Origin of the sequence: Mycobacterium spongiae (assembly GCF_018278905.1) — a bacterium.
Classification (GTDB): Bacteria; Actinomycetota; Actinomycetes; order Mycobacteriales; family Mycobacteriaceae; genus Mycobacterium; species Mycobacterium spongiae.
Genome location: NZ_CP046600.1, coordinates 1,793,157 through 1,811,177 on the forward strand (window position 1 = coordinate 1,793,157; position 18,021 = coordinate 1,811,177).

The following is an 18,021-nucleotide window of genomic DNA, read 5'->3' on the forward strand; positions in this document are numbered from 1 at the left end:
GGTCGCCGGCAGACGCGGTGACTCCATACCGGCTACGATCGGCAGATGGCGCTGGCCAGCGGTGCGATCTTTGCCGGCTACACCGTTGTGCGGATGCTCGGCTCGGGGGATATGGGCGAGGTTTATCTTGTCCGGCACAAGCAATCGGCGGGCCAACTCGCGCTCAAGATCCTTCCCGCCGAGATGTCGGCAGAACGCGAGTTCCGGCGACGATTCGCCGCGGAGACCGAGATCGTCGCAAAGCTCCATCACCCGCACATCGTGGCAGTTCATCAGCGTGGCGAATCCGCGGGACGGTTGTGGATCGCGATGGATTACATCGACGGGAGCAATGTCGGACAGGTCATGCGGGAGCGGCATCCGGCCGGGATGCCGCCGGGTCCGGTGCTCAGTATCGTCCGTGCCGTCGCTTGGGCGTTGGACCATGCCCACCAACGGGGATTGCTGCATCGCGCGGTGAAACCCGCGAGCATCCTGATGGCCAATCCGGTTGCTGAGCAGCAACGGATCCTCTTGACGGACTTCGGAATAGCGCTCGGGCGTGCCGATTCGGCCTGGCTCGCGACGACCAATCGGGAAACGCTCAGGTATGCCGCGCCCGAACAGCTGACGGGCTCCTCCTTCGATGGACGTGCGGACCAATATGCGTTGGGGGCGATGGCATTTCACTTGCTCACTGGGGTTGCGCCATTCGGGGACTCCAACTCCGCTGCCGTTGTCGGTCAGCGCGGCACCCCAGCGCCGCCTCAGCTTCGTGACCGGCGTCCCGATCTAGCTCGTCTTGATCCCGTGATGTCGAGGGCACTGGCGTGGAACCCCGCCGACCGATTCACCCGGTGCAACGACTTCGCGGTCGCGCTTGCCGAACAGGCTTTCGTCTTGATCGGTGATCACGGCTTCGGGGCGATCCCTACCTTCGAGTATCCGGCTGACCCGTGGCCGGAGACCGAGGGCATCGCCATCGCTCGAAATAGCACGGACCCGCCGGTGACTGTCCCGGGAAAGCGGCAACGGCCCGGCACGCTGGTGCAAAGGGCGGCAGCCGCGTTGGCGCGGCGACTCGATGCGTTTTCCACCCGGACCGATGGGCGGACCAAGACCGATGGGACCATGAAGCCGGCGCGGATTGAAGCGGCGGAATCCCCACCTGCGCCGCCGCGGCGCAGGTATCGCCGGGTGTTGGTCGGTGCCGCGGCGCTGCTCTTGCTTGGCAGCCTGGTTTCGGCCAGCATCATGGTCGCGCTCACCGACGAACCCCCGGCCCCGACAGCAGGCCCCCCCACAACTGCGTCGGCGCGGCCCACGACCCAGACGTCGGCCACCGCGACGATAGTGCCGCTCCTGCTCGACGGCACCTACCGAATCGAGGTCGAACGGGCCAATCAGACGTTCAATGATGTTCCCAGTCCGCAGCCACCGAATGTGATTACCTGGTGGGCCTTTCGGACGTCGTGTAGGACGGGGGAATGCGTCGCTGCGGGCACGTTGCTCGACGATGACGACCACACGCGGGCGAAGTCAGCGGGCCGCAGTCGGCCGCTAGTTCTGCGGTTTGGCGACGGGCAGTGGAAGTCTCGGCCGGAAACGGTGCAGTTCCCGTGCGTCGGGCCAGATGGCAGGCAAAGTTCGCAAAGCACGACGCAGGTGTTGTCCCTGGGGCCACAGCCAGAGGGCCACCTTGTCGGTGAGGTGGTTGTGACGGTTCATAGCAACGAGTGCGGCCAGCAGGATGCGGTGATCCGGGTTCCCGTGGTGGCTAGCCGTAGCGGCGATCTGCCGCCGGCGTTGACCGGACCGAATCCGCGGACTGTCACCGATACCTCAACGGCGCCGACAACGACGACATCGGGGCCCGGGAGGTGACCCGAAACAAGAAAGATTGCGAGTACTTGCTATCTATGTTAGCCTCGGGGCAAGCGACGACCCTGGAGGAAAAGTGACATACGACGTGATCATTCGTGACGGATTATGGTTCGACGGCACGGGCGGCGCGCCGCAACTTCGCACCCTGGGCATTCGCGACGGCGTGGTGGCGACGGTGGTTTCGCCTGGTGCAGAGCCGCTCGACGAGACGGGCTGCCCGGACGTGATCGATGCGGCCGGGAAGTGGATTGTCCCGGGATTCATCGACGCGCACACGCACTACGACGCCGAGGTGTTGCTGGAGCCCGGATTGCGCGAGTCGGTACGCCACGGAGTCACGACGGTGCTGTTGGGCAACTGCTCGCTGTCGACGGTATTCGCCAACTCCGAGGATGCGGCCGACCTGTTCAGCCGCGTCGAGGCCGTGCCGCGCGAGTATGTGTTGGGCGCGCTGCAGGCCAATCAAACATGGTCGACGGCCGCGGAGTACGTCGAGACCATCGACGCGCTTCCGCTGGGTCCCAATGTGGCATCCCTGCTTGGTCATTCGGACTTGCGGACAGCGGTACTGGGACTTGAACGCGCCACCGACGACACCGTGCGGCCCAGCGAAGCCGACCTGGCGAAAATGGCCGAATTACTACAGGAGGCGCTCGACGCCGGGATGCTCGGCATGTCGGGGATGGACGCGGCGATCGACAAGCTCGACGGCGACCGGTTCCGTTCGCGTGCCTTGCCCTCCACCTTCGCCACCTGGCGGGAGCGGCGTCGGCTGATCAACGTGTTGCGCACGCGGGGCCGGATTCTGCAGAGCGCACCCAACGTCGAGAGCGCGGTGTCCGCGCTGATGTTTTTCCTGACCAGCAGCCGGATATTCAATCGCCGCAAGGGAGTCCGGATGAGCATGCTGGTCTCGGCCGACGCCAAGTCCATGCCGCTTGCGGTGCACGTCTTCGGTGTCGCGACCCGGGTGCTCAACGCTCTGTTGCGCTCCAGCGTCCGCTTCCAGCATCTTCCCGTCCCGTTTGAGCTGTACTCCGATGGAATTGACCTACCGGTCTTCGAAGAGTTCGGTGCCGGAACGGCCGCCCTGCACCTGCGCGAGCAGCTCGAGCGCAACAAGCTGTTCGCCGACAAGGACTACCGGCGGTGGTTCCGGCGTGAATTTGACCGCCGCAAACTCGGACCATCGTTGTGGCACCGCGACTTCCACGACGCGGTGATCGTCGAATGCCCGGATCAATCATTGATCGGCAAGAGCTTCGGGGCGATCGCCGACGAGCGCGGGACACACCCACTCGATGCCTTCCTGGATGTCCTCGTGGAAAACGGTGAGCGCAACGTCCGCTGGACGACCACCGTTGCCAATCACCGGCCCAAGCAGCTCAACAAGCTTGCCGCCGAGCCGAGCGTTCACATGGGTTTCTCCGATGCCGGTGCGCACCTGCGCAACATGGCCTTTTACAACTTTCCGCTGCGGCTGCTCAAGCGCGTACGCGATGCCCAACTGGCGGGGGCGCCGTTCCTTTCGACGGAGCGCGCGGTGCATCGACTCACCGGCGAACTGGCCGACTGGTTCGGGATCGACGGCGGGACCCTGCGCTTGGGAGACCGGGCGGACTTCGTGGTGATCGATCCGAGCCACCTGGACGCGTCCGTGGACAGCTACCACGAGGAAGCCGTTCCCTTCTTCGGCGGCCTACGCCGCATGGTCAACCGCAACGATGCGACCGTGGTCGCGACGGGCGTGGGCGGTGAAGTCGTCTTTCGCGGCGGTCAGTTCCGCGAGGGCTACGGACGGACGGTGAAATCGGGCCGCTACTTGCGGGCCGGCGCGGGTCAGCGGCAGTCGACGACCTCCGGTGTCGGCGCCTGACATGGCCAGAACTCAGCAGCAACGTCGCGAGGAGACCGTAGGACGGCTTCTGCAGGCCAGCATCGACACGATTGTCGAGGTCGGATACGCCCGGGCATCGGCGGCCATGATCGCCAAACGCGCAGGGGTGTCCGTAGGCGCCCTGTTCCGCCACTTCGACACGATGGGCGATTTCATGGCGGCCACGGCCTACGAGGTGTTGCGTCGTCAGCTGGAAACATTCGCCAAGCGAGTCGCTGAAGTACCGCCCGATCGACCGGCTCTGGAAGCGGCGCTGACAATTCTGCGCGACATCACCAGCGGCTCCACCAACGCGGTGTTCTACGAACTGATGATCGCCGCACGCACCGACGAGAAACTCAAAGAGACCCTGCAGAACGTGCTCAGCCAGTACTCGGCGAAGATTTATGACGCGGCCCGCTCGTTGCCGGGTGCCGAGAGTTATCCGGAGGAGACGTACCCGGTCCTGGTGGCGTTGTTGACAAACGTCTTTGACGGGGCGGCCATTGTTCGCGGGGTGTTACCGTTGCCCGAAATCGAGGAGCAGCGGATCCCGATGTTGACGTCGCTGCTGAGTTTGGCCCTGCCGAATTCGGATCGATAACAAGCGATTTAGTTGAAGTTACAGGGAGCCGACGCTGGCTTGCGGGTTGAGAGCGAAACCCCAGTCGAACAGGCTCGCGGCTTGATCCCAGTAGGTGGGGCCGCCTTCCTTGACCAGGCCGTACATCATCGCGATCACCAGCCTGCGGCTGCCACGGGCCGCGGCGCCGACGAACGTCTTGCGGGCGGCGTTGGTGTAACCCGTCTTGCCGCCGATCGCGCCTGGATAACGCTGCAGCAGTTCGTCCTGGTTGACGATCGGTTGATCACCGTTGTCGGTAGGAAATATCGCCGAGGGTTGTGCCGTGATTTGGGCGAACACCGGGTTGGCCATGGCGGCCCGGAAGATCACCGCCAGGTCGTGGGCGGTCGTCCATCCAGAACCGCCGGGCCCGTCCAGGCCCGACGGCGTCACCGCGCGGGTGTTCCACGCCCCGAGGGCAGCCGCCTTAGCGTTCATCTTGTCCACGGCAACGCCGTGGCCACCCAACCCGTGCGCCAGGGTGTTGGCGGCATCGTTGCCGGATACCAGCAGCAGGCCATCGAGCAATTGGCGCACCGTATAGGCGCGGCCCGGCTTGACGCCCACGCAGTTGCACTCGACCTCGGTATCGGCGTCGTCCGCGACCACCGTGGAGTTCAGATTCAGCTCGTCGAGAACCACCAGCGCCAGCAATACCTTGATGGTGCTGGCGGGCGGGTGAGCCAGATCCTGCTGGCGGCCGGCCAGCACCCGACCGCTGTCGAGATCGGCCACAATCCAGGTCTGGGCCGGACCGTCCGGGATCGGCGCCGAACCTAGCGGCTGGACGTCAGCGTCCGCCGACGCGGTTGCGGCGCCAAGCATGGCGCCGCAGGCCCAGAAAGTGAGCAGCGCGGCGGCCGCGGCCATGAGCTTTCGCATGGCCGCACAGCCTAGCTTCCAGGCCGCGGCCGTGCCCAAGGTGAAAGAATCGGTGCATGCTGAGCTTGGCCGAAATTTCCGACCGATTGGAGATCCAGCAACTGCTGGTGGACTACTCCACGGCGATCGACTCGCGCCGATTCGACGACCTTGACAGGGTATTCACGCCGGACGCCTACATCGACTATCGGGCGCTCGGAGGCATCGATGGCCGGTATCCCGACGTGAAGCAGTGGCTGTCGCAGGTTTTGCCGAACTTTCCGATGTATGCCCACATGCTGGGCAATTTCTCGATCCGTATCGACGGGGACACGGCATCATCGCGGGTGATCTGCTTCAACCCAATGGTGCTGGCTTCCGAGAGCGAAAAGGAGCAGGTGCTGTTCTGTGCGCTGTGGTACGACGATGAGTTCGTCCGGACGCCACAGGGGTGGCGAATGGCGCGGCGGGTCGAAAGCAAGTGCTTCCAAAAAGTGATCTGACGCTCACTGGTGAGTATCTGCTCGAATTTCTGCCGGAGTGCGGCGTTCTGGCACAATGGGCGGCTGTCCGCCGCACGGCTCGTCCTGCTGGGTCCGGCTGGCGGTCACACACGCGAGGCAAAACCGGATCTGGGTAACCCGCCTGGGTCGCTGAATTGCAGCGTGACACATACAGGAGAATTCGCGTAACCATGGCTGTCAAGATCAAGCTCACGCGGCTCGGCAAGATCCGCAATCCCCAGTACCGCATCGCCGTCGCCGATGCGCGCACCCGCCGCGACGGGCGTTCCATCGAGGTAATCGGCCGGTACCATCCCAAGGAGGACCCGAGCCTGATCGAGATCGACTCCGAACGCGCTCAGTACTGGCTGTCGGTAGGTGCCCAGCCCACCGAGCCCGTCCTCAAGCTGCTGAAGATCACCGGCGATTGGCAAAAATTCAAGGGCCTGCCGGGCGCCGAGGGCACGCTGAAGGTCGCACCGACCAAGCCCAGCAAGCTCGAGGTGTTCAACGCCGCACTGGCCGCCGCCGAAGGCGAGCCCACCACAGACGCCACGAAACCGAAGAAGAAGGCCGCGCCCAAGAAGCGCGGCAAGGCCGCCGAGGCTGATGCCGAGCCCGAGAACCCCGAGACCCCCGAGAATCAAGCCGCCGACAAGGCCAGTGCCGAACCGGAGAAGGCGGCGACGCCCGAAGACAGCGGCGAGCAGCCCGAGTCAACCGAGCCGTCCACGGAAGGCTGACGAGCGCTATGAATACGGTCGTGGTCGACGCCGTCGAGCATCTGGTCCGCGGGATAGTCGACAACCCGGACGATGTGCGCGTCGACATGGTGACCAGCCGCCGAGGACGTACCGTCGAGGTCCACGTCCACCCCGACGACCTTGGCAAGGTGATTGGCCGTGGGGGTCGTACCGCGACCGCGCTGCGCACGCTGGTCGCCGGTATCGGCGGCCGAGGTATTCGGGTCGACGTGGTGGACACCGATCAGTAGCTCTCATGGAGCTGCTTGTCGGGCGCGTGATAAAGGCGCACGGCGTCGCCGGTGAGGTCGTCGTAGAGATTCGCACCGACGATCCGGATACCCGATTTGCGCCCGGCACCACGTTGCGCGTAGCGGCGCCCGCGGGCACCGGCGGCACTGGTCACCCGAGCAGCTACGTGGTCGACGGCGTGCGCCACCACGGTGCCCGGCTGTTGCTGCAATTGGCCGGCGTAGCTGACCGCGATGCCGCCGAAGCGCTGCGTGGCAGTTCGTTCGTCATCGATTCCGATGACCTGCCGCCGATCGACGAGCCGGACACCTACTACGACCACCAACTGGAAGGCCTATGCGTGGTTGCGGCGACCGGGGAAGCCGTCGGTGTGGTCGCCGAGGTGCTGCACACCGCGGCCGGTGAGTTGCTGGTGGTCAAGGGGGATTCGGGGGAGATATTGGTGCCGTTCGTCAGCGCGATCGTTACATCAGTATCGCTGGACGAGGACTCCGGCACCGGGGTGATTGTGATCGACCCGCCCGATGGACTGCTGGCATGAGAATCGATGTTGTTACGGTTTTCCCGGCCTACCTCGACCCGCTGCGGCAATCCTTGCCCGGCAGGGCGATCGATTCGGGCCTGGTCGATCTACGGGTGCACGACCTGCGGCAATGGACCCATGACGTGCACCATTCGGTGGATGACGCGCCGTACGGCGGTGGCCCGGGGATGGTAATGAAGGCGCCGGTATGGGGGGAAGCGCTCGACGAAATCTGTTCCGGCGAAACGCTGTTGATAGTTCCCACCCCAGCGGGGGCCTTATTCGGCCAGGCCACCGCCCAGCGCTGGTGCACCCAGTCCCATCTGGTCTTCGCGTGCGGCCGCTATGAGGGCATCGATCAGCGCGTCGTTGAGGATGCGGCTCGGCGGATGCGCGTCGAGGAGGTCTCCATCGGAGATTATGTGCTGCCCGGTGGGGAGTCGGCCGCAGTGGTGATGATCGAGGCGGTGATGCGGTTGCTCGACGGAGTTCTGGGCAACCCCGCATCGCTAGACCACGATTCGCACTCGCCAGGTCTGGACGGCCTGCTGGAGGGACCGAGTTACACCCGGCCGGCGAGTTGGCGTGGCCTCGACGTACCCCCCGTCCTGCTGTCCGGTGACCATGCTCGAATTGCGACGTGGCGCAGAGAGGTATCCCGGCAACGCACCCGACAACGCCGCCCCGACCTAGCTGGTCCGGAATAGGACCTGATCAGTCAGATGCGCCCATTGGGGAACATCGTCCGCACCGCCTGGGTGATGGTCTCGCGTGCGATGGCGTCGTTAGAGGCCTGCAGGGACTCGATCACCATGATGTAGCGGCGGTCGGCGCCGATCACACCGGTCGACAGGTGTATCCAATCCCGGCCGATACAGCACATCCAGCCTTGTTTGACGGCCACTTTTTCGTTGAACAATCCGTCGGGAATGCCGAACCGTTGCGGGTAACCGTCGATTCCGGTCGGGGTGGACTTGGCCAGGTCATTGAGGATGACGCTCGCCCGTTCCAGGGGGAGCCCGCCGGCGCCGTTGAGCAGCATTTCGTAGTAGCGGATCAGGTCCGCCGCCGAGCTGATCGTGTTCCACCAGCGCCCGTCGCTCGGTGGGACGGTCGACGCCAGCCCGTACCGGCTCGCGACCTGGGTGACGATGGCGTTGCCACCGTCGCGTGCCCAGAATCTTTCGGCGGCGCCGTCGTCCGATGACCGCAACATGGAGTCCAAGGCGTGGTGATCCTCCGGGGTCAGCGCTGTTTTGCCCTCGGACTCCCGTAGGAGCAGATCATCTGCAATGAAAAGCTTGGACACGGACGCGGTGGCGACGATGGCGTTGTTGCCGTTGGAGACCAGCCGGCGGGTCGAGCGATCCAGAATCGCCACCGACAGCGAGGCGCCGCGGGAGGCGGCTTGCTCGGTGGCCCGCTGGATCCGCGCCTGCAGGCCGATGAACCCTGTGGTCGGCAGCACATTCGGTGCTCCGGAGCTCGTGATCGAGCGCAACAGCAACTCGACTGGCTGCTGCTGCGGTCGCGATGGGGACGACACGCGATGCGCAGAATCGGATACCTCGGATGCCTGTGCCTGCGTCGTGGCCTCGCAGCCACCGACCACCAGCGATACCACCGCCAAGGCCGCAGTGAGCATGGTTAGTGGTCGTGAACGCATTCTGCCCTTTCAGCATCCTCCAAACGGGAACGGTTTGACGCCAGCCGTATGTAAGCCGTATGTACGTCATATCTACCATTTGCGCTCTCGTTGCGGCGGCTGCGAACCACCGCGATTTCCTCTGATTTTCCGGGTATGCCTACCTTCTGGCACAATTGAGCGGTTGTCTTTCGCGGTTGTGGGCGGGCCGGGGGTTCCTGTCTGCCGCGAGATGCACCCAGAAGCCGAACCCATCGGCTTGGTGACCGCCTCACGCCTGCGTGTTTTTGGGTCACGAAGCCGCTGACCCCAAGGATGGTTTTGCCATGAACAGGCTGGACTTCGTCGACACGCCGTCGCTGCGCGACGACATCCCGGCCTTCCACCCGGGCGACACGATCAACGTGCATGTAAAGGTGATCGAGGGCGCCAAAGAACGCATCCAGGTGTTCAAGGGCGTCGTGATCCGGCGGCAGGGTGGGAGCATCCGCGAGACGTTCACGGTGCGCAAGGAGAGCTACGGTGTGGGCGTCGAACGGACCTTTCCGGTGCACTCGCCGAACATCGACCACATCGAGGTCGTGACCCGTGGTGACGTGCGCCGCGCCAAGCTGTACTACCTGCGTGAACTCCGCGGAAAGAAGGCCAAGATCAAGGAGAAGCGCTGACTGGGGGCGGCTTGTGACCAGTCCGGGCTGCCTCGGTAGTCCCCGAGGGCGTCAATTGTCGTCAATGGTGCTGGTGTCGGTGATGGTGCTGGCTACGCTGAACTCGTGACCGACACCACTGACTCCCCTTCTGAGCGTCAGTCCGAGGCTGTTGGCTCGGAGCCAGAACCGTCTGCCCAGGACGGAGAGGGCGCGAACGGGTCGGCAGGGCCGGCCGAGACAGACGAGGCGAAGCCGGCCAAGCGGTCCACGGTGCGGGAAATCGCGCTTCTGGCGCTGATCGCAGTGGTCATCTACTACGTCATGTTGACGTTCGTGGCGCGGCCCTACTTGATTCCGTCGGAATCCATGGAACCCACCCTGCACGGGTGCCCGACCTGTGTCGGCGACCGGATCTTGGTGGACAAACTCACCTATCGCTTCAGCTCACCTCAGCCCGGCGACGTGATCGTCTTCAGGGGACCGCCATCGTGGAACGTTGGCTACAAGTCGATCCGTTCGAAGAACCCCGCGTTGCGCTGGGTCCAGAACGCGCTGTCGTTCATCGGTTTCGTGCCTCCCGACGAGAATGACCTGGTCAAGCGCGTTATCGCGGTCGGCGGGCAGACGGTTCAATGCAGGTCGGAAACGGGATTGACCGTCGATGGCAAACGCCTCAACGAGCCGTACCTGGATCCCAGCACCATGATGGCCGATCCGTCCGTTTACCCCTGCCTGGGCAGCGAGTTCGGTCCCGTCACCGTCCCGGACGGGCGACTGTGGGTGATGGGTGACAACCGGACCCATTCGGCGGATTCCCGCGCCCACTGCCCGATGTTGTGCACCGGTGACCCGATGCCAGGGACGGTGCCGGTGGCCAATGTCATCGGCAAGGCCAGGTTTATCGTGTGGCCGCCTTCGCGGTGGGGCATTGTGCGGTCAGTGAACCCGCAACAAGGCCAGTAGCCGTGGCCACCACCTGGCCGCCGCGGACAGTGATCCGCAAGTCCTCACAGTTACGCACGCTGGAGTCCGCGTTGCACCGTAGCGGCTTGGGTCCGGTGGCTGGTGTGGATGAGGTGGGTCGCGGCGCGTGCGCCGGGCCGCTGGTGGTCGCGGCCTGTGTGCTTGGCCCTCGAAGGCTGGAAAGCCTTGCTGCCCTTGATGACTCGAAGAAGCTCAATGAGAAGTCGCGGGAGAAGTTGTTCCCGCTGATCTGCCGCTACGCGGTCGCCTATCACGTGGTGCTGATCCCGTCGGCCGAGGTGGACCGCCGCGGCGTTCATGTCGCCAATATCGAAGGCATGCGCCGTGCGGTGGCCGGCCTGTCGGTTCGGCCCGGGTATGTCCTGAGCGACGGTTTTCGCGTGCCCGGGCTGGCGGTGCCCTCGTTGCCGGTGATCGGCGGCGATGCGGCGGCCGCTTGTATCGCCGCAGCGAGCGTGCTGGCCAAAGTGAGTCGGGACCGGCTGATGGTCGCGATGGATGACGATCACCCGGGGTACGGCTTCGCCGAGCACAAGGGCTACAGCACCCCCGCCCATAGTCTTGCGTTGGCGCGGCTGGGCCCCTGCACCCAGCACCGCTACTCGTTTGTCAACGTCCGCCGCGCAGCCAACGGGTCGCAAACATGGCCGGTTGCCGCATGCGATCCGCACCAACCGGGCGAGCGCGGAGGACACCAGTGAGGAAAGATGGGACCAGAGTTCCCTCGGGGGCGCAGTGGCAAGGGGGAAGGATGTCTGAGCAGATGAGTGGCAGATGAGTGCAGAAGATCTCGAAAAATATGAGACCGAGATGGAGCTCTCGCTGTACCGCGAATACAAGGACATCGTCGGCCAGTTCAGCTACGTCGTCGAAACCGAGCGCCGCTTCTACCTGGCAAACAGTGTCGAGATGCTGCCCCGCAACGCCGACGGTGAGGTGTACTTCGAGCTCCGATTGGCCGACGCCTGGGTGTGGGACATGTACCGCCCGGCGCGGTTCGTGAAACAGGTGCGGGTGATCACCTTCAAGGACGTCAACATCGAGGAAGTCGAGAAACCCGAGCTCCGGATGCCGGAATAGCCCGCGAACGACGCCCGCGGGTCGGCGCCGCGCGACGGCCGATCGGCAATCCGGGTACCTTGGGCCCGTGAGATTCCAGCGCTTCGCCGCTACTCGCGACGTCCCCGCGGACTACAACGAGCATGCGATGACGATCACGCCACCCAAGCAGGAGGCGGCCGGCCTGCGCGCCGTGCTGGTATCCCTGCAGCGCGGGCTGGAGCAGATGGGAGCGGCGCGCACCGCGGCGGCCTTGGCTCGACTCAATCAACGCAACGGCTTCGACTGCCCGGGTTGCGCGTGGCCCGAGGAGCATGGCGGCCGCAAGCTGGCCGAGTTCTGCGAGAACGGGGCCAAGGCCGTTGCCGAGGAGGCCACCAAACGCCTGGTTACCCCGGAGTTCTTCGCGCGACATTCGATGGCCGAGCTATCCGCCCGCCCGGAGTACTGGCTTTCCCAGCAGGGCCGGCTGGCCCAACCGATGGTGTTGCGTCCTGGCGACACCCACTACCGGCCGATCAGCTGGGACGATGCCTACCAGCTGATCGCCGGTCAGCTCAATGCGTTAGACGGCCCCGATCAGGCGGTGTTCTACACATCCGGACGCACCAGCAATGAAGCCGCGTTCTGCTATCAGCTGATGGTTCGGAGCTTTGGCACCAACAACTTGCCCGACTGCTCCAACATGTGCCACGAGTCGTCGGGTTCGGCGCTGACCGAGTCGATCGGCATCGGGAAGGGTTCAGTCACTGTCGACGACGTCGCGCACGCCGACCTGATCGTGATCGCCGGGCAGAACCCGGGTACCAATCACCCGCGCATGCTATCGATTCTTGAGAAGGCAAAAACCAACGGCGCCAAGATCATTGCGGTTAATCCACTGCCCGAGGCCGGGTTGATCCGGTTCAAAGATCCGCAGAAGGTTAACGGTGTTGTCGGCCAAGGTATCTCGATTGCGGATGAATTTGTGCAGATCCGGCTCGGAGGCGATATGGCACTGTTCGCCGGGCTGGGCAAGTTGTTGCTCGAGGCCGATGAGCGCGCCCCGGGAAGCGTCGTCGACCAGGCATTCATCGACGAGCATTGTGCCGGGTTCGACGAGTACCGGCGCCGCACGGGTGACATCGACATCGACACGGTGGTCGATGCGACCGGCATTGGGCGGACGCAGCTCGAGCGGGTAGCGGCGATGATGATGGCATCGCAGCGCACGGTTGTCTGTTGGGCCATGGGTCTCACTCAGCACACCCATGCCGTGGCCACCATCGGCGAAATCACCAATCTGTTACTGCTGCGCGGCATGATCGGCAAGCCAGGGGCGGGGGTGTGCCCAGTGCGCGGGCATTCCAACGTGCAGGGTGACCGAACGATGGGCATCTGGGAGCAGATGCCCGAAGAGTTCTTGGCCGCCCTAGACCGCGAGTTCGGCATTGGCAGCCCCCGCAAGCATGGCTATGACACGGTGGCCGCGATCCGTGCAATGCGCGACGGGAAGGCCACGGTATTCATGGGCATGGGCGGCAACTTTGCGTCCGCGACTCCGGACACCGCGGTCACCGAGGCGGCCTTGCGCGGGTGCGCGTTGACCGTGCAGGTGTCGACCAAGCTCAACCGCAGCCACGTCGTCCACGGTGCCACCGCGCTGATCCTGCCGACGCTGGGTCGTACCGACCGCGACGTCCGTGGCGGAAAGAAACAGGTTGTCTCGGTTGAGGATTCGATGTCCATGGTGCACTTGTCGCGCGGCGGCCTGCGCCCGCCCAGCGACGAGGTACGCAGCGAGGTGGAGATCGTGTGCCAGCTCGCCCGCACCCTGCTCGGCCCGCAGCACCCGGTGGATTGGGAACGGTTCGCCGGTGACTACGACACCATCCGCGACGCCATCGCGGCGGTGGTCCCCGGCTGTGATGACTACAACCGCAAGGTTCGACGCCCCGACGGATTTCAGCTGCCCCATCCGCCGCGCGACGCCCGCGAATTTCAGACCAACACCGGCAGAGCCAACTTCACGATCGAACCGCTGCAGTGGGTGCCGGTCCCCGCGGGACGGCTAGTCTTGCAGACCCTGCGCAGCCACGACCAGTACAACACCACCATCTATGGTCTCGATGACCGCTATCGCGGGGTCAAGGGTGGCCGACGGGTGGTGTTCGTCAACCCCGCTGACATCGAGGCGCGGGGGTTGGCGGCCGGCGACCGGGTCGACCTGGTGTCGGAGTGGACCGATGCCGAGGGCCGACTCCAGGAGCGGACCGCAAAGGACTTCTTGGTGGTGGCCTACGCAACGCCGGTCGGCAATGCTGCCGCCTACTACCCTGAGACCAACCCCCTGGTTCCGCTCGATCACACCGCGGCCAAATCGAACACCCCAGTGTCCAAAGCCATCATCGTGCGGTTGGAGCCGGCGTCGTAGTGGGCCAGGTAACGGCGCGCCGGCGCGCCAAGCATCTCACCGCGGGGCACGTGGTCACCCGGCCAGAAACGCTGGCGGTGGAAGAGCCGCTGGAGATCCGGGTCAACGGCACTCCCGTCACCGTGACCATGCGCACGCCCGGGTCGGATATCGAACTCACCCAAGGGTTTCTACTCACAGAAGGTGTGATCGCGGGTCGCGAGGACGTGCTGACCGTTCGCTACTGCGGTGGCCGCAACGGTGAGGGAGCCAACACCTATAACGTTCTCGACGCGACGCTGGCGCCGGGCGTCAACCCACCCGGTCTCGATGTCACCCGGAATTTCTACACCACCTCGTCGTGCGGCGTGTGTGGCAAGGCATCGCTGGAAGCGGTGCGCCTCGTCAGCCGCTTCTCGCCGGGACATGATCCCGCCACCGTTTCCGCGGCCGCCCTCGAAGCGATGCCGGAGCAACTTCGCAGCGCACAAAAGGTTTTCGCAACCACCGGTGGGTTGCACGCTGCGGCGTTGTTCGGGGTGGACGGCACGATGCTCGCCGTGCGGGAAGACATCGGCCGGCACAACGCGGTTGACAAGGTTATCGGCTGGGCGGTGGAGCAGCGCCGGATTCCGCTCGGTGCATCGGTGCTTCTGGTCAGTGGGCGGGCTTCCTTCGAGCTGACCCAGAAGGCGTTGATGGCCGGGATTCCCATACTGGCAGCCGTTTCCGCGCCGTCTTCGCTGGCGGTCTCCCTCGCCGAGGAGTTCGGGATCACCCTGGTGGCGTTCCTGCGGGAGGACTCGATGAACGTCTACACCCGGGCCGACCGCATCACCTAGCCCTCCGCTGCTGTACCCGCGGCGATTGTGGACAAGCACGCGACTGTGGACAACATCGGCTGACTTCGCCATTTCGGGAGCCGGGGTCGCAGGCAATGTCAGGGCAGGGGTGCAGGTTGGCCGGCATGACGACCCTGAAGACGATGACTCGGGCACAGCTGGGGACGATGGGTGAGGGGCTCGCCGTAGAGCATCTTGAGGGCATGGGGTTGCGGATCCTGAACCGCAACTGGCGTTGTCGCTACGGCGAGATCGACGTGATCGCCTGCGACGCGAGTACCCGGACGGTGGTGTTCGTTGAGGTCAAGACCCGCACCGGCGACGGTTTTGGCGGCCTCGCGCACGCGGTCACCGAACGGAAGGTGCGCACCCTGCGCCGGCTGGCGGCGCTCTGGCTCTCGGACCAGGACCAGAGCTGGGCCGCCGTCCGCATCGACGTCATCGGAGTACGCGTCGGGCGGCGACGGGACCCGGAGATCATCCACGTTCGAGGGATCGGCTGATGGCTCTGGGACGCGCGTTCTCGATCGCCGTGCGCGGACTGGCCGGCGAGATCGTGGAGATCGAAGCTGACATCAGCTCGGGGCTGCCGGGAGTGCACTTGGTGGGCTTGCCCGACGCCGCGTTGCAAGAGTCGCGCGACCGGGTCCGAGCGGCGGTCACCAACTGCGGCAACAGTTGGCCCATGGCCCGGCTCACGCTCGCACTGTCACCGGCGACGCTGCCGAAGATGGGATCGGTCTACGACATTGCCCTGGCCGCGGCAGTGCTCTCGGCACAACGAAAGAAGCGTTGGCATCGGTTGGAGAAGACAGTTCTGCTGGGTGAGTTGTCGTTGGACGGGCGGGTCAGGCCGGTGCGCGGAGTGTTGCCCGCCGTGCTGGCCGCCAAACGCGACGCCTGGCCGGCCGTCGTAGTTCCGATCGACAACCTGGCCGAAGCCAGCCTGGTGGACGGCATCGATGTGTTGGGCGTTCGCACCCTTGGCCAGCTGCAGAGTTGGCTTAGCGGGTCAGCTGGCTTGGACACCCGGATCATCGACTCAGCCAAGACCCCGGATTTCCGGGCTGACCTGGCCGATGTGGTGGGCCAATCGCAGGCACGGTTCGCCGTCGAGGTAGCGGCCGCCGGCGCGCATCACCTGATGCTGACCGGCCCGCCCGGAGTGGGAAAAACCATGCTGGCACAGCGACTTCCCGGACTGTTGCCCGCGCTGGCCGACAGCGAGTCGTTGGAGGTCACCGCCATTCACTCGGTGGCAGGCTTGCTATCGGAGAAGACGCCGCTGATCACCCGGCCCCCGTTCGTGGCGCCGCATCACAGTTCCAGCGTGGCGGCACTGGTCGGCGGTGGTACAGGGATGGCCAGACCGGGTGCCGCGAGCCGCGCCCACCGGGGGGTGTTGTTCCTCGACGAATGCGCCGAGATCGGCGTCAGCGCCTTAGAAGCGTTGCGGACGCCCTTGGAGGACGGCGAGATTCGTCTTGCCCGCCGCGACGGCGTAGCGTGCTATCCCGCTAGGTTCCAGCTGGTGCTGGCCGCCAATCCGTGTCCATGCGCACCGGCGGACCCGCAGGATTGCGTCTGCGCGGCCGCCGTCAAGCGGCGCTACCTCGGCAGGCTGTCAGGGCCTTTGCTGGACCGTGTGGACCTGCGGGTGCAGATGAATCCAGTGCGAGCAGGCGCGTTGTCGCCCGCGGTCGGCGAGCCAACGCTGCAGGTTCGCCAGCGCGTCACAACGGCCCGGGAAGCCGCCGCTGGGCGCTGGCGATCACACGGGTACCGCACCAATGCCGAGGTCAGCGGCCCGCTCCTGCGCCGGGAGTACCGCCCCGGCAGTACGGCGATGGCGCCACTACGGGCGGCGCTGGAACGCGGGCTCCTCAGCATCCGCGGGTTGGACCGAACGTTGCGGGTCGCATGGACTTTGGCTGACCTGGCCGGTCGTGCGTCACCAGGAGTCGAGGAAGTCTCTGCCGCGTTGAGCTTCCGGCAACCGGGAGCGCGGCGATGAGAGCCTCGATCGCCCTTGACGATCCCGCGCGGCGCGCGTGGGCCTACCTATCGCGGGTGGTGGAACCGCCCTGCCACGAACTCGCCGCTCTGGTCGGATGCGTTGGCCCTATAGAGGCCGCCGACCGGGTCCGGCGTGGCCTGGTCGACGATGACCTAGCCCGGCGCACTGAGGCCCGGCGTGAGATCGACCACGTCGCAGACGATCTCGAACTGTTGGCCCGCCGCGGCGGTCGACTGATCACGCCTGACGATGACGAGTGGCCGGTGCTCGCGTTCAGGGCGTTCGGTGGCGCTTTAGCCCGAGCGAAGCCCCGCACCGGGCCACCGCTGGTCCTGTGGGCACTGGGGCCGGCACGTCTTGACGAAGTGGCGCAGCGTGCCGCTGCCGTCGTCGGAACTCGGGCTGCGACCGCCTACGGCGAATACATCGCAGCCGATCTGGCGGCGGGACTGACCGGCCATGACGTCGCGGTCGTCTCCGGTGGTGCCTACGGCATCGATGGCGCGGCTCACCGCGGTGCACTCGAGTCCGATGGCATCACCGCGGCCGTACTGGCCGGTGGACTCGACATCCCGTACCCGGCGGGGCATTCGGCGCTGCTGCACCGCATCGGCCAACGCGGGCTGCTGTTCACCGAGTACCCTCCGGGCGTGCGTCCGGCACGGCACCGGTTCCTTACCCGCAACCGACTCGTGGCTGCAGTCGCGGGGGCGGCGGTGGTGGTAGAAGCGGGCTTGCGCAGTGGTGCGGCGAATACGGCCGCATGGGCGCGAGCATTGGGCCGGGTTGTGGCTGCTGTTCCCGGGCCGGTGACATCGTCATCGTCGTCGGGCTGTCATGCGCTGCTGCGTCACGGAGCCGAGCTGGTCACCCGAGCCGAAGACGTCGTCGAATTTGTCGGTCGCATGGGTGAGTTGGCCGACGACCAGCCGCGGCCTGGCACGCCGCTCGACAGACTGACCGACGTGCAGCGTCAGGTGTACGAGGCCCTGCCGGGCCGCGGCGCGGCAACGATCGATGAGATCGCCGTCTCGTCGGGGCTGGCGCCCGCACAGGTATTGGGTCCACTGTCGCTTCTTGAAGTTGCCGGTTTGGTCACGGGTAGCGACGGCCGGTGGCGAATCATTCGGACCGGTCCTGACCAGGCTGCGGCCCAAGGTTCGGCCGCGCGGCTCGTATAGTCGAC

The 18,021-nt window shown here is 65.5% G+C and carries 17 protein-coding genes and 2 pseudogenes; 17 read left to right on the forward strand and 2 right to left on the reverse strand.

Annotated elements, in window-relative coordinates; all coding sequences use genetic code 11:
• The first annotated feature begins 45 nt into the window (after positions 1-45).
• The 3 genes and pseudogenes from F6B93_RS07250 (at position 46) to F6B93_RS07260 (ending at position 4,343) form a co-directional block, all read left to right on the forward strand.
• A complete protein-coding gene (locus F6B93_RS07250) occupies positions 46-1,863 on the forward strand; it encodes a serine/threonine-protein kinase (protein WP_211698481.1) in 1,818 nt (605 codons plus the stop codon).
• Positions 1,864-1,898: 35 nt separating this feature from the next.
• Positions 1,899-3,739 (forward strand): annotated as a pseudogene (locus tag F6B93_RS07255) (N-acyl-D-amino-acid deacylase family protein).
• 1 nt (position 3,740) lies between these two features.
• Positions 3,741-4,343 carry a TetR/AcrR family transcriptional regulator gene (locus F6B93_RS07260; protein ID WP_211698483.1) on the forward strand — a complete coding sequence of 201 codons (603 nt, stop codon included), beginning with the start codon at positions 3,741-3,743 and terminating at the stop codon, positions 4,341-4,343.
• A gap of 18 nt (positions 4,344-4,361) precedes the next feature.
• Here the strand turns inward: F6B93_RS07260 and F6B93_RS07265 are convergent, their stop codons facing one another.
• Positions 4,362-5,246: a D-alanyl-D-alanine carboxypeptidase family protein gene (locus F6B93_RS07265; RefSeq protein WP_211698484.1), complete on the reverse strand. Its 885-nt coding sequence runs from the start codon at positions 5,244-5,246 to the stop codon at positions 4,362-4,364.
• A 56-nt stretch (positions 5,247-5,302) separates the two neighbouring features.
• Between F6B93_RS07265 and F6B93_RS07270 the strand changes: the two genes are divergently transcribed.
• From F6B93_RS07270 to trmD, 5 genes are all read left to right on the forward strand, one after another.
• Positions 5,303-5,728 carry a nuclear transport factor 2 family protein gene (locus F6B93_RS07270; RefSeq protein WP_211698485.1) on the forward strand — a complete coding sequence of 142 codons (426 nt, stop codon included), beginning with the start codon at positions 5,303-5,305 and terminating at the stop codon, positions 5,726-5,728.
• 191 nt (positions 5,729-5,919) lie between these two features.
• Positions 5,920-6,471: a 30S ribosomal protein S16 gene (gene rpsP, locus F6B93_RS07275; protein WP_211698486.1), complete on the forward strand. Its 552-nt coding sequence runs from the start codon at positions 5,920-5,922 to the stop codon at positions 6,469-6,471.
• 8 nt (positions 6,472-6,479) lie between these two features.
• Positions 6,480-6,722, forward strand: coding sequence for an RNA-binding protein (locus F6B93_RS07280; RefSeq protein WP_211698487.1), 243 nt, complete (start codon positions 6,480-6,482; stop codon positions 6,720-6,722).
• A gap of 5 nt (positions 6,723-6,727) precedes the next feature.
• Entirely contained in the window at positions 6,728-7,264 is a 537-nt protein-coding gene (gene rimM, locus F6B93_RS07285; protein WP_211698488.1) for a ribosome maturation factor RimM, read from the forward strand.
• Complete coding sequence (gene trmD / locus F6B93_RS07290; protein ID WP_211698489.1) at positions 7,261-7,953, forward strand: tRNA (guanosine(37)-N1)-methyltransferase TrmD; 693 nt, start codon at positions 7,261-7,263, stop codon at positions 7,951-7,953. The genes rimM and trmD overlap by 4 nt, the downstream gene beginning before the upstream one ends.
• Before the next feature lie 11 nt (positions 7,954-7,964).
• Here trmD and F6B93_RS07295 read toward each other — a convergent pair whose 3' ends face one another.
• Positions 7,965-8,912 (reverse strand): serine hydrolase, encoded by a 948-nt coding sequence (locus F6B93_RS07295; protein ID WP_211698490.1) that lies wholly within the window; start codon positions 8,910-8,912, stop codon positions 7,965-7,967.
• Between the two features lie 305 nt (positions 8,913-9,217).
• Here F6B93_RS07295 and rplS point away from each other — a divergent pair, with 305 nt between their 5' ends.
• The 9 genes and pseudogenes from rplS to dprA all read left to right on the forward strand — a co-directional run bounded on the left by rplS (position 9,218) and on the right by dprA (position 18,016).
• Positions 9,218-9,559 carry a 50S ribosomal protein L19 gene (gene rplS / locus F6B93_RS07300; RefSeq protein WP_211698491.1) on the forward strand — a complete coding sequence of 114 codons (342 nt, stop codon included), beginning with the start codon at positions 9,218-9,220 and terminating at the stop codon, positions 9,557-9,559.
• Between the two features lie 105 nt (positions 9,560-9,664).
• Positions 9,665-10,504: a signal peptidase I gene (gene lepB / locus F6B93_RS07305; RefSeq protein WP_211698492.1), complete on the forward strand. Its 840-nt coding sequence runs from the start codon at positions 9,665-9,667 to the stop codon at positions 10,502-10,504.
• 2 nt (positions 10,505-10,506) lie between these two features.
• Positions 10,507-11,284, forward strand: a pseudogene (locus F6B93_RS07310) (ribonuclease HII).
• A 15-nt stretch (positions 11,285-11,299) separates the two neighbouring features.
• Entirely contained in the window at positions 11,300-11,605 is a 306-nt protein-coding gene (locus tag F6B93_RS07315) for a DUF2469 domain-containing protein (RefSeq protein WP_211698494.1), read from the forward strand.
• Between the two features lie 67 nt (positions 11,606-11,672).
• Entirely contained in the window at positions 11,673-13,997 is a 2,325-nt protein-coding gene (locus tag F6B93_RS07320) for an FdhF/YdeP family oxidoreductase (protein WP_211698495.1), read from the forward strand.
• Positions 13,997-14,818 (forward strand): formate dehydrogenase accessory sulfurtransferase FdhD, encoded by an 822-nt coding sequence (gene fdhD, locus F6B93_RS07325; RefSeq protein ID WP_211698496.1) that lies wholly within the window; start codon positions 13,997-13,999, stop codon positions 14,816-14,818. Before F6B93_RS07320 ends, fdhD begins: the two co-directional genes overlap by 1 nt.
• Positions 14,819-14,943: 125 nt before the next feature.
• Complete coding sequence (locus F6B93_RS07330; protein WP_211698497.1) at positions 14,944-15,321, forward strand: YraN family protein; 378 nt, start codon at positions 14,944-14,946, stop codon at positions 15,319-15,321.
• Positions 15,321-16,832: a YifB family Mg chelatase-like AAA ATPase gene (locus tag F6B93_RS07335; RefSeq protein WP_211698498.1), complete on the forward strand. Its 1,512-nt coding sequence runs from the start codon at positions 15,321-15,323 to the stop codon at positions 16,830-16,832. Before F6B93_RS07330 ends, F6B93_RS07335 begins: the two co-directional genes overlap by 1 nt.
• Positions 16,829-18,016 (forward strand): DNA-processing protein DprA, encoded by a 1,188-nt coding sequence (dprA, locus tag F6B93_RS07340; RefSeq protein ID WP_211698499.1) that lies wholly within the window; start codon positions 16,829-16,831, stop codon positions 18,014-18,016. Before F6B93_RS07335 ends, dprA begins: the two co-directional genes overlap by 4 nt.
• The last annotated feature ends 5 nt before the right edge of the window (positions 18,017-18,021 follow it).

Excerpts from the sequence above, each read along its gene's own strand:
- F6B93_RS07250 (WP_211698481.1), top strand. The coding sequence starts at position 46 with ATGGCGCTGGCCAGCGGTGCGATCTTTGCCGGCTACACCGTTGTGCGG.
- F6B93_RS07260 (WP_211698483.1), top strand. The coding sequence starts at position 3,741 with ATGGCCAGAACTCAGCAGCAACGTCGCGAGGAGACCGTAGGACGGCTT.
- F6B93_RS07265 (WP_211698484.1), bottom strand. The coding sequence starts at position 5,246 with ATGCGAAAGCTCATGGCCGCGGCCGCCGCGCTGCTCACTTTCTGGGCC.
- F6B93_RS07270 (WP_211698485.1), top strand. The coding sequence starts at position 5,303 with ATGCTGAGCTTGGCCGAAATTTCCGACCGATTGGAGATCCAGCAACTG.
- rpsP (WP_211698486.1), top strand. The coding sequence starts at position 5,920 with ATGGCTGTCAAGATCAAGCTCACGCGGCTCGGCAAGATCCGCAATCCC.
- F6B93_RS07280 (WP_211698487.1), top strand. The coding sequence starts at position 6,480 with ATGAATACGGTCGTGGTCGACGCCGTCGAGCATCTGGTCCGCGGGATA.
- rimM (WP_211698488.1), top strand. The coding sequence starts at position 6,728 with ATGGAGCTGCTTGTCGGGCGCGTGATAAAGGCGCACGGCGTCGCCGGT.
- trmD (WP_211698489.1), top strand. The coding sequence starts at position 7,261 with ATGAGAATCGATGTTGTTACGGTTTTCCCGGCCTACCTCGACCCGCTG.
- F6B93_RS07295 (WP_211698490.1), bottom strand. The coding sequence starts at position 8,912 with ATGCGTTCACGACCACTAACCATGCTCACTGCGGCCTTGGCGGTGGTA.
- rplS (WP_211698491.1), top strand. The coding sequence starts at position 9,218 with ATGAACAGGCTGGACTTCGTCGACACGCCGTCGCTGCGCGACGACATC.
- F6B93_RS07315 (WP_211698494.1), top strand. The coding sequence starts at position 11,300 with ATGAGTGCAGAAGATCTCGAAAAATATGAGACCGAGATGGAGCTCTCG.
- F6B93_RS07330 (WP_211698497.1), top strand. The coding sequence starts at position 14,944 with ATGACGACCCTGAAGACGATGACTCGGGCACAGCTGGGGACGATGGGT.
- F6B93_RS07335 (WP_211698498.1), top strand. The coding sequence starts at position 15,321 with ATGGCTCTGGGACGCGCGTTCTCGATCGCCGTGCGCGGACTGGCCGGC.
- dprA (WP_211698499.1), top strand. The coding sequence starts at position 16,829 with ATGAGAGCCTCGATCGCCCTTGACGATCCCGCGCGGCGCGCGTGGGCC.